Genomic DNA, 14,499 nt, shown 5'->3' with positions numbered 1-14,499 from the left:
CGTGCACGACCGGAGCACGCAGGACGAGGCCGCCGCGGGGACCGATCACCGCACGGTCCACCGCACCGACCTGGCAGGCACGGGCTGGACCGTGCGGCTGGTGGGCGAGGCCGGCGACGGCGCCCCGGCCGACGAGGTCGTCGCGCGGCTGCGGGACGGGATCGCGGCATCGGTCCCGGGGTGTGTCCACGACGACCTGCTCGCGGCGGGCGTCATCGCGGACCCGTACGTCGACGACAACGCCGCGGCGGTGCGCTGGGTGGGCGAGAGCGACTGGGTCTACGAGGCCGAGGTCGAGCTGCCGGACGCCGTCGCGGCGGGCCGGGTCGAGCTTGCCCTCGACGGCCTCGCGACCGTCGCCACCGTCCGCGTCAACGGCAGCGAGGCCGTGGCCACCGCGAACATGCACCGGTCGTACGCCGTCGACGTCTCGGCGCTGGTCCGCTCCGGCGCGAACCGCGTCGCCGTCGAGCTCTCCTCGGCCGCGCGGGCGATGCTCGCCGCCGACGACGGCCACCTGCCGTACGACTGGGCCTACCCGTACAACCGGCTGCGCGTCATGGCGTCGAGCGTGGGGTGGGACTGGGCGCCGCCGCTGGTCACCGCCGGCCTGTGGCGCCCCGCCCGGATCGAGGCGTGGACCGGCGTGCGGCTGCGGTCGCACGCCCGCGGCACCGTCTCGGCGGACCTCGCCGAGCGCCGCGTCGTCGTCGCCGTCGAGCTCGACGGGCAGGACGACGACGCCGCCACGGGCGAGGTGGAGATCGCGGTCGGCGGGAACCGGTCGCGGCACGCGGTGACCGGCCGCGCGGAGATCGTCCTCGACGTGCCCGACGCCGAGCTGTGGTGGCCGCGCGGGTACGGCGCCCCGACGCTCCACGACGTGACGGTCGGCCTGGTCGGGACGGACCAGGAGCAGGCCCACCGGGTCGGGCTGCGCCGCGTCGACCTCGACACGTCGCCCGACGAGCACGGGCGCCGCTTCGTCGTCGTGGTCAACGGGCGCGAGGTCTTCGCGCGCGGCGCGAACTGGATCCCCGACGAGCTGCTGGCCTCGCGCATGACGGCCGAGCGCTACGCCGAGCGCGTGGGCCAGGCGGTCGACGCGCACATGACCATGCTGCGCGTGTGGGGCGGCGGGGTCTACGAGGGCGACGCGTTCTATGCGGCGTGCGACGCCGCGGGGATGCTGGTCTGGCAGGACTTCGCCTTCGCGTGCGCCGCCTACCCCGAGGAGGAGCCGCTGCGCTCCGAGGTCGAGGCGGAGGCCCGCGAGCAGGTGCGGCGGCTCTCGGCGCACCCGAGCGTCGTCGTGTGGAACGGCTCCAACGAGAACCTGCAGGGCTGGAGCGACTGGGGCTGGCCCGACCGGGTCGGCGACCGCACGTGGGGCGAGGGGTACTACCGCGAGCTCCTGCCGCGCGTCGTCGCGGAGGAGGACCCCGGCACCCCGTACGTGCCGTCGAGCCCGTTCTCCTCGACGGACGGCGTCGCGCCGAACGCCGACGGGGAGGGCACGAGCCACCTCTGGGACCAGTGGAACCTGTTCGACCACACCACGTACCGCAACCACGTCCCGCGCTTCGCCGCGGAGCTCGGCTTCCAGGCCCCGCCGACGTGGGCGACGCTCTCCGCCGCGCTCACCGAGCGGCCGGTCGACGTCCGCGGCGCGGCGATGGCGACCCGGCAGCGGCAGGTGGGCGGGATGCGCCACCTCGTGCGGCGGCTGGACGGGCACGTCCCCGACCCCGACCTCCTGCTCGACGACGTCGACGACTGGTCCTGGGCGACCCAGCTCAACCAGGCCGACGCCCTGCGCACCGCCGCCGACCACCTGCGGGGCTCGTGGCCGCGCACCGCCGGGATGCTCGTGTGGCAGCTCAACGACGCGTGGCCGGGGATCTCGTGGTCGGTGATCGACCACGGCGGGCGGCCCAAGCCCGGCTGGCACGCGCTGCGCCAGGCGTACGCGCCGCGCACCCTCTCGATCCAGCCGCACGACGGCGCGCCCCAGGTCGTCCTCGTCAACGACACCGACGCGGTGTGGCAGGCGCGGGTCGTCGTGCGGCGCGTGCACGTCGTGGGCGGTCCGCTGGGCGGCCCGGCGGAGGCGGAGCGGACCGTCGAGGTCGCCCCGCGCTCCGTGGCCCGCTGGGACGTGCCGCCGCAGGTCGCGCTCCCCGGCGCGCGCCGCGACGAGGTGCTCGTAGCGGACTGCGACGGGCTGCGCGCGTGGTCCGCGCTGTGCCGTGAGGACGGCGTGCGCTGGGCGCGGCCGGCGCCGTCGGTCGAGGCCGCGCGGACCCCGCAGGGCTGGCGGGTGCGGGTCACGGCGGACGTCGTGACCTGCGACGTCGCGTTGCTCGTCGACCGGCTCGACCCGGCCGCGCGGGTCGACGACCTGCTGACCCTCCTGCTCCCCGGCGAGACCGTCGAGCTCGACGTGACCGGCGCCGAGGCCGCCGACCCGGCGGCGTTCGGCGCGCGCCCCGTACTGAGGACGAGGAACGACCTGTGGCACCGATGACGCACGAGGACCCCGCGGTGCGGGGCACCGGCACCGACCCGGCGCGGCGGCGCGCCGCCGAGGTGATGGCGGGCATGTCCCTGCGGGAGCGGGTGGGCCAGCTCAACCAGCGGCTGCTCGGCTGGCAGGCCGTCGAGCGCACCGCCCGGGGCAGGTGGCGCACCACCGACCTGCTGCGCGAGGAGGTCGACCGCTGGGGCGGGCTCGGAGCGCTGTACGGCCTCTTCCGCGCCGACGCGTGGTCGGGGCGGGGCTGGGCCGACGGCATCCGGCCGCAGGAGCGGGCCGAGGTCGCCGCCCTCGTCGTCGAGGAGGTGCGGGCCGCGTCCGGGCAGGGCGTCGGGCCGCTGCTCGTCGAGGAGGCCCCCCACGGGCACCAGGCGCTCGGCGCCGCGCTGCTGCCCGTGAACCTGGCGGTGGGCGCCACGTGGGACGCCGCGCTGTACCGGGAGGCGTGTGCGTCGGTCGCGACGTCGCTGCGGGCCGACGGCGTGCACCTCGCGCTGCTGTCCACCCTCGACCTGCTCCAGGACCCCCGCTGGGGCCGCTCCGAGGAGTGCTACGGCGAGGTCCCCGCGCTGGCGGCGCGGATGACCGAGGCCGCGGTCGTGGGCATGCAGGGGCCCGGCCGCTCGCGCCTGTCCGGCAACGCCGCCGACGGGACCGGCGTCGGCGTCGTCCTCAAGCACTTCGCCGCGCAGGGCGCGGGCACGGGCGGCCGCAACGGGCACTCCGCGGCGCTGGGCCCGCGGGACCTCGCCGAGCTGCACCTGCCCGCCGCCCGCGCGGGCGTCGCGGCCGGGGCCCTCGGCCTCATGGCCGCGTACAACGACATCGACGGCGTCCCGTGCGTCGCGAACCGTGCCCTCCTGACCGACCTCCTGCGCGGCGAGTGGGCCTTCGACGGCCTCGTCATGGCCGACGGGCTCGCCATCGACCGGATCGTCGAGCAGGTCGGGGACCCCGTCGCCGCGGCCGCCGCGGCGCTGCACGCGGGCGTCGACCTGTCGCTGTGGGACCGGTCGTTCACGATGCTCGAGGACGCGGTGGCGCAGTCGCCCGACCTGCTGGCACCCGCCGTGGACGAGGCCTGCCTGCGCGTGCTCACGGTCAAGGCGTGGTCGGGCCTCCTCGGGCCGCTCGACGCGGCGCCGCAGCCCACCGAGCGTCCCGACCAGCGGGGCCACGGGGCCGCCCGCGACCTCTCCACCGCGATCGCGGCCCGGTCCGTCGTCCTGCTGCGCAACGAGCCGCCCGCGGGCGCGGACCGCCCGGCGCTGCCGGTCGCTCCCGGCGGAAGATGGGTCGTCACCGGGCCGCGCGCCGACGACGTCGACGCCCTGCTCGGCGACTACGTCGCCCCGCTCGCCCCGGACCGCCGGCTGTCGGTCGCGGACGCGCTGACGGCGTCGTCCGGGCGGGACGGCGTCGTGGTCGAACGCGTGGACGCCGACGCCGACGACGCGGCCGCCGCGCTCGCCGCGGCGGACGGGGTCGTCGTCGTGCTCGGCGGGTCGAGCCACCGCGCCTACACGGACGAGTTCGCGGACAACGGCGCGAACGCCGGCCAGACCGCGGCGGACTGCGGGGAGGGCGTCGATCTCGCCTCCCCGGTCCTGCCCGCCGGGCAGGTCGAGACGCTCGCCGCGGTGCGCGCGGCCGCGCGCGGACCCGTCGTCGCGGTCGTCCTCGCCGGGCGCCCGTACGTGCTCACGGCCGTCGTCGCGCACGCCGACGCCGTCCTCCTCGCCTTCTACCCCGGGCCGGACGGCGGCCGCGTGATCGCGGACCTGCTGCTCGGCGCGCGCCAGCCCGCAGGACACCTGCCGGTGACCTTGCCCGCGCACCCGGGCGCGATCCCGGTGCGCGACGACGAGCGGATGCCCGCCGAGAGCGTCTACCGCGACGTGCCGGAGCCGGTGCTCGCGCGCGTCGGGGACGGCATCGGCTACGGCGGTCTCGACGTCCATGGGGTGCGGCTCGCGGTGGACGGGGAGGAGCTGCTGGTCGAGGCGGACGTGCGCGCCGCCGCGGGGGACTGGGACGGCGAGGGTCTGCTGCTCGTCCGGTCGCGGCGGGTCGGCGGCCTGGACTGGGCGCGCACGGTCGTCGTCGGATGGGAGCGCGTGAGCGTCGCGCCCGGGGCCGGGTCGCGGGTGTCCGTGCGCGTCCCGACGGACGACGTCCTGCGCCCGGACCTGCCCCTCGCGGTCCTCGGGGACCGCCGTTCGCGCGTCGAGGTGGCCATCGCCGGGCGGCGGTGGTCGTTCGACGTCGCGCAGGACGGCGCCGGGGAGGTGACCGTCGATGGGGCTCGAGCCTGACGACGTCACCCTCGGTCGCGTCCGCCGCTTCGTCGACGAGCGGCTCGCCCCGGCGCTGGACGCCGCGAGCGCGCCGGTCACCGTGACGGCCTGGTCGCGGCCGGGGGAGCCGGTGCGCCCGGACGTGGTCCTGGCCCTGCCGGACGACGCGTTCCACCCTGTGGCGCCGGGCGAGCCCTGGGGCGAGCCGTGGTCGACGACGTGGCTGCGGCTGCGCGGCGAGGTGCCGGCCGCGTGGGCGGGCGCGGAGTTGCTCGTCGACCTGGAGGTCGACCTCGGGTTCACGCGCGACACCCCCGGCTTCCAGGCCGAGGGCACGGCGCGCGCGCACGACGGCCGGGTGCTCAAGGGCGTCTCGCCGTACAACCGGCGCGTGCCGCTGCCGCTCCTCCTGCGCGCGGACCGCACCGGCTGGGACGCCTGGTCCGCCGGGGCGGCCGGCCTGCCCGTGGACGTGTGGGTGGAGGCCGCGGCCAATCCGGTCATGGACCCGGACTTCACCTTCGCGCCGACGCCGCTCGGCGACCCCGCGACCCTGCCCGCCGTCCCCCAGTACGCGTGGGGCGAGATCGCCCTGCGGCTGCGGGACGACGCCACGTGGGGGCTGTGGCGCGACGTGCGCGTCCTGCGCGAGCAGCTCGAGGTCCTGCCCGACCCCGGGCTGCGCCGCGGCCGGGTGCTGCGGGCGCTGGCGCGGATGCTCGACGTCGTGCAGGTCGCGACCCCCGAGGCGCTCCGGGCGTCCGCCGCCGCGGCGCGCGCGGAGCTCGCGGGCGTGCTGGCCGAGGGCAACGGGGACGCCGGGCACGAGGTCGTGGCCGTCGGCCACGCGCACATCGACTCGGCGTGGCTGTGGCCCTTCCGGGAGACGCGCCGCAAGGTGGTGCGGACGTACTCCAACGCCCTCGCGCTGCTGGAGGAGTACCCCGAGACGACGTTCGTGACCTCCTCCGCGCAGCACCTCGCGTGGGTGCAGGAGAGCGAGCCGGAGCTGTTCGAGCTGATCCGGGCCGCGGTCCGCCAGGGCCGGTTCGTCCCGGTGGGCGGGATGTGGGTCGAGTCCGACACCGTGCTGCTGTCGGGGGAGTCCATGGCGCGCCAGCTCCTCGAGGGGACCACGTGGTTCCGCGACGAGCTGGGGGTGCGCTGCCGCGAGGTCTGGCTGCCCGACTCGTTCGGATACTCCGCGGCCCTGCCGCAGATCTTCCGCGCGGCGGGCATGCGCCGGTTCCTCTCGCAGAAGATGTCGTGGAACGACACCAACCGGATGCCGCACCACACGTTCACCTGGGAGGGCATCGACGGGTCGCGCGTGCTCGCGCACTTCCCGCCGGTCGACAACTACAACAGCGACCTCACGCCGCGCCAGCTCGCCCACGCGGAGCGGAACGTCGCGGACTCCGACACGGTCTCCGCCGAGCTCTCGCTCGCGCCGAGCGGCTGGGGCGACGGCGGCGGCGGCCCGACGCGCGAGCACGCCGAGACGGCGCGGCGCGTGCGCGACCTCGCCGGCTCGGCCCGCGTGACCTGGGGCACCCCCGAGGACTTCTTCGCCCGGTCGGAGGCGCTCGCCGCCGCCGCGCAGGCGCGGGGCGAGGCCTCGCCCGTGTGGGTCGGCGAGATGCCGCTCGAGCTGCACCGCGGCATCTCGACGTCGCAGCAGCGGCTCAAGGCGGACAACCGGCGGAGCGAGTCGGCGCTGCGCGAGGCCGAGCTGTGGTGCGCCACCGCGACGCGGCGCACCGGCGCCGCCTACCCGCTCGACGAGCTGCGCGGGCTGTGGCGCACCGTGCTGCTGCACCAGTTCCACGACGTCCTGCCCGGCTCGTCCATCGCCTGGGTCTACCTGGACGCGGCGCGCGACCACGAGCGGGTCCAGCGGCGGTGCGCCGAGCTGGTGGCCGGTGCGCTGGACGCGCTCGCCGGCGCCGCGCCGCAGGACGCGCCGGCGACCGGCCGGGACGCGCTGTGGGCGAACCCGAGCCCCGTCGTCCTCGACGGCCTCGAGCCGATGACCGTGGGCCGCCGTCTCCGGGCCGAGGCGCCGTCCGCGCGGGCGGACGGCGCGGTGTGGACCCTCCAGGACGACGCGCTGCGCGTGGTCGTCGACGGCTCCGGCCACGTGATCGGTCTCGTCGACCTCGCGACCGGGCGCGACGCCGTCGCCGCGGCGGGACCGGCGAACGCCGTCCGGCTGTTCCGCGACCTGCCGAACCGCTGGGACGCGTGGGACGTCGACGCGCACGCGCACCGCGTGTCCCGCGACGTGCCCGAGGCCCGGGTCCGGGTCGAGGACGGCGCGATCGTCGTCGAGCGCGTCCTCGGGCCGGGCGGGAGCACCCTGTCGCAGCGCCTCGGGCTCGTGGACGGCGCGCTCGAGGTCACCACGACGGTGGACTGGGCCGAGCGCGAGGAGCTCCTCGTGCTGTCGTGGCCGCTCGACCTGCGCGCGCACGAGGTCGCGGCGGAGACGCAGTTCGGCCACGTCCGCCGGCCCACGCACCGCAACACGAGCTGGCAGTCGGCGCGGTTCGTCGACGTCGCCCACCGCTGGGTGCACGTCGGGGACGCCGGCTTCGGCGTCGGCATCGCGAACCGCACCACCCAGGGGTACGACGCGGCGAGCGAGGTGCGCCCCGACGGCGGGACCACGACGACCGTGAACCTGCACCTGCTGCGCGGGCCGCGGTACCCCGACCCGGGGGCCGACCTCGGCCGGCACACGTTCGTCCACCGCATCCGCCCGGGGGCCGGGGTCGCCGACGCCGTCCGGGACGGCTACGCCCTGTCGCTCCCGCCGCGCCCGGCGCCGTCCGGCGGTGTCGTCGGGCCGCTGGTGCGGCTCGACGGGCCCGGCCTGCTCGTGGAGTCGGTCAAGCTCGCGCACGACGCGAGCGGGGACCTCGTCGTCCGGCTCTACGAGCCGCTCGGCGCGCAGGCGAGCGTCGGGGTGACGGTCGACGGGCCCGGGACGGTCACGCGCGTCGACCTCCTCGAGGAGCCGCTCGGGGACGAGGCCGACGGCTGCTCCCGGTTCGAGGAGTGGTCGGCCGGCGACGCGTGCGGTGCCGCGCTCGTCGTGCGGCCCTTCGGGATCGTCACCCTCCGGGTGACGGACGCAGGGGACCCGCGCACCACCCGAGGAAGGGAATCATCATGACGACGCGACAGGGCGTCCCGGGTACCACGGTCGGCATCGACATGGGCGGGACGATGATCCGCGGAGGGCTGGTCGGGCCCGACGGCTCCCTGCGGGACGTCGTGCGTCGGCCGCTGCCCCGCACCCCCGAGGCCCGGCACTCCGCGGTGCTCGAGCTGGCTCGGGACCTCGGGCGGCACGCCGAGGCCGTCGGCGTCGCCGTGGCCGGCGTGGTCGACGACGGCCGCCTCCTGCTCAGCGCGAACCTGGGGCTCGGGGACGTCGACCTGCGGTCGGCCCTCGTCGAGGTCACGGGGCTGCCCTCCGAGGTCATCAACGACGCGCAGGCCGCGGCCCTCGCCGAGGTCCACGGGAGCGGTGCGCAGGGCCTGGTCCTCGTCGTCACGGTCGGCACGGGCATCGGTGGCGCGGTCGTCCTGGACGGCAGGCTCGTGCGAGGGCGCGGGTTCGCCGGCGAGATCGGCCACGTGATGGTCGACCGCGGCGGGCAACCCTGCGGGTGCGGCGCCGCCGGCTGCTGGGAGGGCCTCGCGTCCGGAGAAGCGCTGCGCCGTGCGGCCGAGCGTGTCCTACCGGGTCCGGACCGCACGGTCGACCGCCTCGTCGCCGCCGCCGACGCGGGCGACCCCGGCGCCGTCGGCGCCCTGATGGAGGCCGCCGAGGCCTTCGCCGACGGGCTCGACGGCATGTGCGCGGTCCTCTCGCCGCACCGCATCGTGCTCGGTGGCGGCGTGTTCGCCCGGGGCGGCCTCGTCGCCGACGTCTACCGGTCCCAGGCCGCCACGAGGCGGTGGGTCCGCGGGGCCGAGATCACGATGGCCGCCCTGGGCGACCAGGCAGGGCTCCTCGGGGCCGGGCTGGCTGCCCGCGAGCTCGCGGCCGGCCCGCCGGCGGCCGTCATGGCTCCCGCCCACGTCGGCTGACGGGTCCGGCGCCGACCTGGGCCGGGCGTCCGCGAGGAAAGAGCTGGGTGCCCGCCCGCCCCGGTGCCAGGATCCTGGGTGTGGAGACGCCCGCCCTGACCCGTGCGACCGCCGCCGCGACCGCGATCGCCGTCGCGCAGGGCCTGCCGGTCGACGCCGTGACCGTGCTCCACGACTCCAACAAGCTCGCGCTGCGGCTGGAGCCGTGCGGGGTGATGGCGCGGGTCGCCCCGGTGGGGAAGGAGGTCGCGGAGCTCGAGGTCGACGTCGCGCGACAGCTCGCCGACCTCGGGTCGCCCGTCGCCGCCCTGGAGCCCCGGACGGGCCCGGCGGTCCACGTCCGCGACGGGTTCGCGGTGACCCTGTGGGTGTACTACGCGCCGACGGCCCCTTCCGTCGCGCCGGGCGCCTACGCCCTGGCCCTGGAGCGCCTGCACGCCGGGATGAGGGGCGTCGACGGCACCTTCCCTCGGTTCACCGACCGGATCGCCGAGGCCGAGCGGGTCGTCGCGGAGCCCGGGCTCTCCCCGGAGCTGCCCGACGACGCCCGCGCGTTCCTCGGCGGCACGCTCCGGCGCCTGCGCCCCGCCGTCGACGCCACCGGGCGCGAGCAGCTGCTCCACGGCGAGCCCCACCCGGGCAACCTGCTGAGCACCCACGACGGCCCGCTGTTCATCGACCTCGAGACGTGCTGCCGCGGGCCCGTGGAGTTCGACCTCGCGCACGTCCCCGCCGCGGTCGCCGAGCGCTACCCGGGCGTCGACCAAGAGCTCCTCGACCACTGCCGCGAGCTCGTGCTCGCGATGGTGGCGGCGTGGCGGTGGGAGAAGCGGGACCAGTTCCCCGACGGGCGGCGCTTCGGGGAGGAGCTCCTCCGCGTGCTGCGCGACGGCCCCCCGTGGCCCACCCTCGACGCGGTGATCCCGCGACCGGGTGGGGCGTAGCGGTCAGTCGTCCGTGTCGTCGGCGTCGTCGGTGTCTGCGGCGACTTCCGGGTCGGGGAGGGTCTCCTCGACGTCCAGGAGGTGCGCGGCCATGCGGACGCGGGCCGCCTCGGCGTCGCCGGCGGCCAGTGCCCGCCAGACGGCCTCGTGGTCGCGCTGGGTGCGCTCCTCCGCGCCCTGCTCGTGGCGGCCGCGCCACAGGCGCTCGCGGAACGTGCGGCCGGCGATCGCCTCGACGAGGGCGGTGGCGACGGGGTTGCCGCCCTGCTCGGCGACGATGCGGTGGAACGCGGTGTCGGCCTCGATGAAGGCGGCGTGGTCGATGTCGTCCTGGGCGAGCGTGCGCGCCGCCTGATCGAGCACGACGCGGGCCTCCTCCAGCGCCTTGGGCGTGATGCGGTGGGCGGCCAGGCCGGCGGCCTCCGTCTCGAGCACCCGCCGCACGGCGTGGAAGGGACGGGCGCTGGTGTCGCCGTGCAGGTCGACGACGAACTGCAGCGAGGACATGAGGCGCGCGGGGTCGAGGCTGGTGACGTAGGTGCCGTCGCCCTGGCGCGTGTCGAGGACGCCGAGCACGGTGAGCGCGCGCACGCCCTCGCGCAGGGAGCCGCGGGAGACGCCGAGGCGGTCGGCGAGGTCCTTCTCCACGGGGAGCCGGTCGCCGGGGCCGAGCTCGCCGCCCGTGATCATGCGGCGGACGCCGTCGACGACCTCATCGGTGCGGGACATGCCTGGATTATGGCGCAGTTCGGGCGGCGGTGCCGCGATTCCTCCGATGAATTCGCCGACCCGTGCGGGCAGCCCGGCGGGTTCCTAGCCTGGGGCGATGCCGGACCTGCCGACGGACCTGACGACCGACGACCTGCTGGCCCTGGAGCGACGGGGGTGGGACGCGCTGTGCCGGGGGACCGGCGGCGCGTTCTACGGGGCGCTCATGACGCCCGCGGCGCTCATGGTGCTCGTCGACGGCTCGGTGCTCGACCGCGACGCGGTCGCGGCGTCGCTGGACGGGGCGCCGCCGTGGGACTCCTACGACCTGCGCGACGTCCGTCGCGTCGGGCTCGTGGATGGGGCCGCGGCCCTCGTCTACCGGGCGCGGGCGGTGCGGGGCGGCGACGCGCCCTTCGAGGCGCTCATGACGAGCACCTACGTCGTCCTCGACGGCGAGCTCCGCCTGGCGCTGTACCAGCAGACAGCGCTGTGAGCGGGCGTCTGGCCCCGTTTCCCGACGGAAACAGGGCCAGACGCCCGCTCACAGCGTGGGGTGTCGTCAGGCGGGGACGATGAGCCCGGCGGTCTGGGTGCGGGCGCGCTGGAGGCGGGCGGCGACGTCCTGCCAGTTCGCGATGTTCCACACGGCCTTGACGTAGTCGGCCTTGACGTTGAGGTAGTCGAGGTAGAAGGCGTGCTCCCACATGTCCAGCATGAACAGCGGGGTGATGCCGACGGGGACGTTGGCCTGCTGGTCGAAGAGCTGGAAGATGGCGAGGCGCTGGCCGATGGAGTCCCAGCCGAGGACGGCCCAGCCGGAGCCCTGGATGCCGGTGGCGACGGCGGCGAACTGGGCCTGGAACGCCTCGAACGAGCCGAAGGTGTCCTTGATGGCCTCGGCGAGCTCGCCCTCGGGCTCGCCGCCGCCCTCGGGGGACAGGTTGTGCCAGAAGACGGTGTGGTTGGTGTGGCCGCCGAGGTTGAACGCGAGGTTCTTCTCGTGCAGGTTCACCGCGGCGTTGTCGCCGGACTCGCGGGCCTCGGCGAGCTTCTCCAGCGCCGTGTTGGCGCCGGTGACGTACGCGGCGTGGTGCTTGTCGTGGTGCAGCTCCATGATCTTGCCGCTGATGTGCGGCTCGAGGGCGCTGTAGTCGTACGGCAGGTCGGGCAGGGTGTAGACGGACATCTCGTTCCCTTCGCGAGGCTGGTGTCGTTGCTGGTCACGCTACGACCTCAACCCTTGTTGAGGTCAACGTGTTCCGCCCGACGTGTCCCAGGTCACGACGCCCAGGCGGCGCCTTCCGGGTAGCGGAACTCCGCGACGGAGGCGGGGTGCATCTGCGTGGAGTACCCGGGCCGGGTGGGCACGACGTACGACACGCCCTCGCCGGCGTCCGTCACGACGCACGGGTCGGTGAAGTGCTCGTGCAGGTGGTCCACGAACTCGGTGACACGCCCGTCGAGCGACCCGGACACGGCGACGTAGTCGAGCACGGACACGTGCTGCACCATCTCGCACAGGCCGACGCCGCCGGCGTGCGGGCACACGGGGACGCCGAACTTCGCGGCGAGCAGCAGCACGGACACGATCTCGTTGACGCTGGCGAGGCGGCCCGTGTCGAGCTGGCAGTAGTCGGTCGCGTGCGCCTGGAAGAGCTGCTTGAACATCACACGGTTGTGGCAGTGCTCGCCCGTGGCGACGCGGACGGGGGCGACGCCCGCGCGCACGGCGGCGTGGCCGAGGACGTCGTCGGGCGAGGTGGGCTCCTCGATCCACAGCGGGTCGAACCGCTGCAGCGCGCGCACCCACTCGATCGCCTCGGGCACGTCCCACACCTGGTTCGCGTCGATCATGAGCGTGAGGTCCGGGCCGAGCTCCTCGCGCGCGATGCCGAGCCGGCGCACGTCGTCCTCGAGCCTGGCCCCGACCTTGAGCTTCACGTGCCGGTAGCCGGCGTCCACGGCCTCGCGGGTCAGGCGGCGCAGCTTGTCGTCGTCGTACCCGAGCCAGCCGGCCGACGTCGTGTACGCGGGGTAGCCGCGCCGCTCCAGGTGCGCGATCCGCTCCGCCTTGCCGGGGGCGGCGGCGCGCAGGATCCCCAGGGCCTCGTCGCGGGTGAGGGCGTCGGAGAGGTAGCGCAGGTCGGCGACGTCGACGAGCTCCTCGGGCGTCATGTCCGCGAGCAGCCGCCACACGGGCTTGCCCGCGCGGCGCCCGGCGAGGTCCCACGCCGCGTTGAGCACGGCGGCGAGCGACAGGTGCACCACGCCCTTCTCCGGCCCGAGCCAGCGCAGCTGGCTGTCGGCGGTGAGCTCGCGGTAGGTGGCACCCATGTCGCCGACGACGTCGTCGACGTCGCGCCCGACCAGGAGGTCCGCCTGGTGGCGCGCGGCGAGCGCGACGACGTCCGTGCCGCGGCCGATGGTGAACGTCAGGCCGTGACCGGCCAGCGGGGCGCCCTCGGTGTCGGTGCCGTCGGTGCGCAGCACGACGTACACGGCCGAGTAGTCGGCGTCGGCGTTCATGGCGTCCGAGCCGTCGGCGGTGCGGGACGTCGGGAAGCGGACGTCGGTGATCTCGACGTCGGTGATGGTGGGCATGCGCACCTCTTCGTGGCGGTCGGCGTTCCCGGCGATCCGGAAATCATCAGATGACTGATCGCCAAACTAGCGGTCTCGCCACGAGAGGAGCAAGCCTCGTCCGGGGCGGGTGGCGCTAGACGTTGGAGGATTCCACCGCCTGCGGCGCGACCCCGGCCGTCGCGGCCCGCGCGCGGGCGGCCCTGCGTGCCACCACGACGTTCTGCGTCAGCAGGGCGAGCCCGAGCGCGAGCAGCACGCTGCCCTCCGTGACGGCGGGCGACGCCCCGAGCCGTGCCCCGAGGTCCGCGAGCTCGAAGCGGAGGGCCACCGAGACCGCCCACAGGACCACCGTCGCCGCGGTGTACCGGTACTGCACGACGCCGTCGGTCCCGGGAGAGAGCTGCACGGTGGCGGCGCGTGCGACGCCGAGGCCCACGGTCAGCGCGAGGTCGGCGGCCGCGACGGCGACCGTCGCGCCGGCGCCGCCGGGCGACGGCAGCGCGAGCCACGGCACCAGCAGGAACGCCCCGACGACCAGGACGACGAGCGGGCCGGTCAGCAGGCGCCGCGTCCGCGCGGGGCGGGCGCGCAGGCGGAGGAGGACGACCACGGTGAGGGTCAGCAGGCCGACGAGGACCTGGGGCGGGAGGGTCTCGAGCGCGGTGTCCATCAGGCGGCCTCCTCGCCGACGAGGTACGCCGCGACGGCGGCGGAGAGCGCGGTGCGGAACGCGGCGGCGCGTGCCGGGTCGTCGGGGGAGTGGCCGAGGGCCGACTGCCAGGACCGCCCGCCCAGCGCGTATCCGTACGCGCCGGACATCCCGAGCAGCAGCACCGCCTCGATCCGGTCGCGCGACGGGACCCGGTCGGCCGGCAGCGCCGCGTGCAGGCCCGTCTCCATCATGTCCGCGATGCCGGCGAGCCCGTCGGTCGCGAGCGTGCCGTGCTCCGGGTGCAGCGCCGACCACGCCCACAGCCGCCGGTACCGCTCGTCGTCGAGCGTCGCGAACACGACGTCGAGCATCCGGGCGGCGTACGGGACGCCGGCGTCGTCCGCGACCCGGGCGCGCACGCGCTCGCGGTGGCGCGCGTCCTCCGCCTGGAGCACCGCGCGGACCAGGCCGCCGTGGGTGCCGAAGTAGTGGCCGACGAGCCCTCTGGTCACGCCGGCCGCGGCGGCGACCTGGGCGAGGGTGACGGCGTCCGGGCCGTGCTCGGCGACCAGCGCGGTCGCGGCGTCGAGGATCTGCTGGCGGGAGCGCTCGGGGCTGAGCCGGCGTCGTCTGCCGCGCTGGCCTGCGACGACGTTATTGGCGGTCATGCCAATA

General features: G+C 76.0%; 11 protein-coding genes. 6 read left to right on the top strand and 5 right to left on the bottom strand.

The features are described from left to right. The first annotated feature begins 1 nt into the window (after position 1). The 5 genes from ACFWDO_RS09495 to ACFWDO_RS09475 all read left to right on the top strand — a co-directional run bounded on the left by ACFWDO_RS09495 (position 2) and on the right by ACFWDO_RS09475 (position 9,878). The gene (locus ACFWDO_RS09495; protein WP_380319163.1) at positions 2 to 2,527 is read left to right on the top strand and encodes a glycoside hydrolase family 2 protein; all 2,526 of its coding nucleotides are present in this window, start codon (positions 2 to 4) and stop codon (positions 2,525 to 2,527) included. Further along, the gene (locus ACFWDO_RS09490) at positions 2,524 to 4,851 is read left to right on the top strand and encodes a glycoside hydrolase family 3 protein (protein ID WP_380319181.1); all 2,328 of its coding nucleotides are present in this window, start codon (positions 2,524 to 2,526) and stop codon (positions 4,849 to 4,851) included. The genes ACFWDO_RS09495 and ACFWDO_RS09490 overlap by 4 nt, the downstream gene beginning before the upstream one ends. Next, entirely contained in the window at positions 4,835 to 8,011 is a 3,177-nt protein-coding gene (locus ACFWDO_RS09485; protein ID WP_380319166.1) for an alpha-mannosidase, read from the top strand. The genes ACFWDO_RS09490 and ACFWDO_RS09485 overlap by 17 nt, the downstream gene beginning before the upstream one ends. After that, positions 8,008 to 8,934 (top strand): ROK family protein, encoded by a 927-nt coding sequence (locus ACFWDO_RS09480; protein WP_380319169.1) that lies wholly within the window; start codon positions 8,008 to 8,010, stop codon positions 8,932 to 8,934. The genes ACFWDO_RS09485 and ACFWDO_RS09480 overlap by 4 nt, the downstream gene beginning before the upstream one ends. Before the next feature lie 80 nt (positions 8,935 to 9,014). Next, the gene (locus tag ACFWDO_RS09475) at positions 9,015 to 9,878 is read left to right on the top strand and encodes an aminoglycoside phosphotransferase family protein (RefSeq protein ID WP_380319172.1); all 864 of its coding nucleotides are present in this window, start codon (positions 9,015 to 9,017) and stop codon (positions 9,876 to 9,878) included. 3 nt (positions 9,879 to 9,881) lie between these two features. Here the strand turns inward: ACFWDO_RS09475 and ACFWDO_RS09470 are convergent, their stop codons facing one another. Further along, positions 9,882 to 10,607: a FadR/GntR family transcriptional regulator gene (locus ACFWDO_RS09470; RefSeq protein WP_380319175.1), complete on the bottom strand. Its 726-nt coding sequence runs from the start codon at positions 10,605 to 10,607 to the stop codon at positions 9,882 to 9,884. A gap of 97 nt (positions 10,608 to 10,704) precedes the next feature. On the opposite strand from ACFWDO_RS09470, the gene ACFWDO_RS09465 reads away from it, so the two are divergent. Continuing rightward, entirely contained in the window at positions 10,705 to 11,082 is a 378-nt protein-coding gene (locus ACFWDO_RS09465) for a nuclear transport factor 2 family protein (protein ID WP_380319178.1), read from the top strand. Positions 11,083 to 11,148: 66 nt separating this feature from the next. Here the strand turns inward: ACFWDO_RS09465 and ACFWDO_RS09460 are convergent, their stop codons facing one another. The 4 genes from ACFWDO_RS09460 to ACFWDO_RS09445 form a co-directional block, all read right to left on the bottom strand. Further along, positions 11,149 to 11,775, bottom strand: a complete 627-nt coding sequence (locus tag ACFWDO_RS09460; protein ID WP_380319040.1) for a superoxide dismutase — start codon at positions 11,773 to 11,775, stop codon at positions 11,149 to 11,151. Positions 11,776 to 11,867: 92 nt separating this feature from the next. Then, positions 11,868 to 13,190: an enolase C-terminal domain-like protein gene (locus ACFWDO_RS09455; protein ID WP_380319037.1), complete on the bottom strand. Its 1,323-nt coding sequence runs from the start codon at positions 13,188 to 13,190 to the stop codon at positions 11,868 to 11,870. Between the two features lie 115 nt (positions 13,191 to 13,305). Next, positions 13,306 to 13,842 carry a hypothetical protein gene (locus tag ACFWDO_RS09450; RefSeq protein WP_380319034.1) on the bottom strand — a complete coding sequence of 179 codons (537 nt, stop codon included), beginning with the start codon at positions 13,840 to 13,842 and terminating at the stop codon, positions 13,306 to 13,308. Then, positions 13,842 to 14,492: a TetR/AcrR family transcriptional regulator gene (locus ACFWDO_RS09445; RefSeq protein WP_380319031.1), complete on the bottom strand. Its 651-nt coding sequence runs from the start codon at positions 14,490 to 14,492 to the stop codon at positions 13,842 to 13,844. The genes ACFWDO_RS09450 and ACFWDO_RS09445 overlap by 1 nt, the downstream gene beginning before the upstream one ends. Positions 14,493 to 14,499 lie beyond the last annotated feature (7 nt).

This window comes from Isoptericola sp. NPDC060185 (genome assembly GCF_042728595.1).
In the GTDB taxonomy this organism is placed as follows: domain Bacteria; phylum Actinomycetota; class Actinomycetes; order Actinomycetales; family Cellulomonadaceae; genus Isoptericola.
This window is presented reverse-complemented; position numbering and strand designations above follow the sequence as displayed.

Excerpts from the sequence above, each read along its gene's own strand:
- ACFWDO_RS09490 (WP_380319181.1), top strand. The coding sequence starts at position 2,524 with ATGACGCACGAGGACCCCGCGGTGCGGGGCACCGGCACCGACCCGGCG.
- ACFWDO_RS09460 (WP_380319040.1), bottom strand. The coding sequence starts at position 11,775 with ATGTCCGTCTACACCCTGCCCGACCTGCCGTACGACTACAGCGCCCTC.
- ACFWDO_RS09485 (WP_380319166.1), top strand. The coding sequence starts at position 4,835 with ATGGGGCTCGAGCCTGACGACGTCACCCTCGGTCGCGTCCGCCGCTTC.
- ACFWDO_RS09470 (WP_380319175.1), bottom strand. The coding sequence starts at position 10,607 with ATGTCCCGCACCGATGAGGTCGTCGACGGCGTCCGCCGCATGATCACG.
- ACFWDO_RS09445 (WP_380319031.1), bottom strand. The coding sequence starts at position 14,492 with ATGACCGCCAATAACGTCGTCGCAGGCCAGCGCGGCAGACGACGCCGG.
- ACFWDO_RS09455 (WP_380319037.1), bottom strand. The coding sequence starts at position 13,190 with ATGCCCACCATCACCGACGTCGAGATCACCGACGTCCGCTTCCCGACG.
- ACFWDO_RS09465 (WP_380319178.1), top strand. The coding sequence starts at position 10,705 with ATGCCGGACCTGCCGACGGACCTGACGACCGACGACCTGCTGGCCCTG.
- ACFWDO_RS09480 (WP_380319169.1), top strand. The coding sequence starts at position 8,008 with ATGACGACGCGACAGGGCGTCCCGGGTACCACGGTCGGCATCGACATG.
- ACFWDO_RS09450 (WP_380319034.1), bottom strand. The coding sequence starts at position 13,842 with ATGGACACCGCGCTCGAGACCCTCCCGCCCCAGGTCCTCGTCGGCCTG.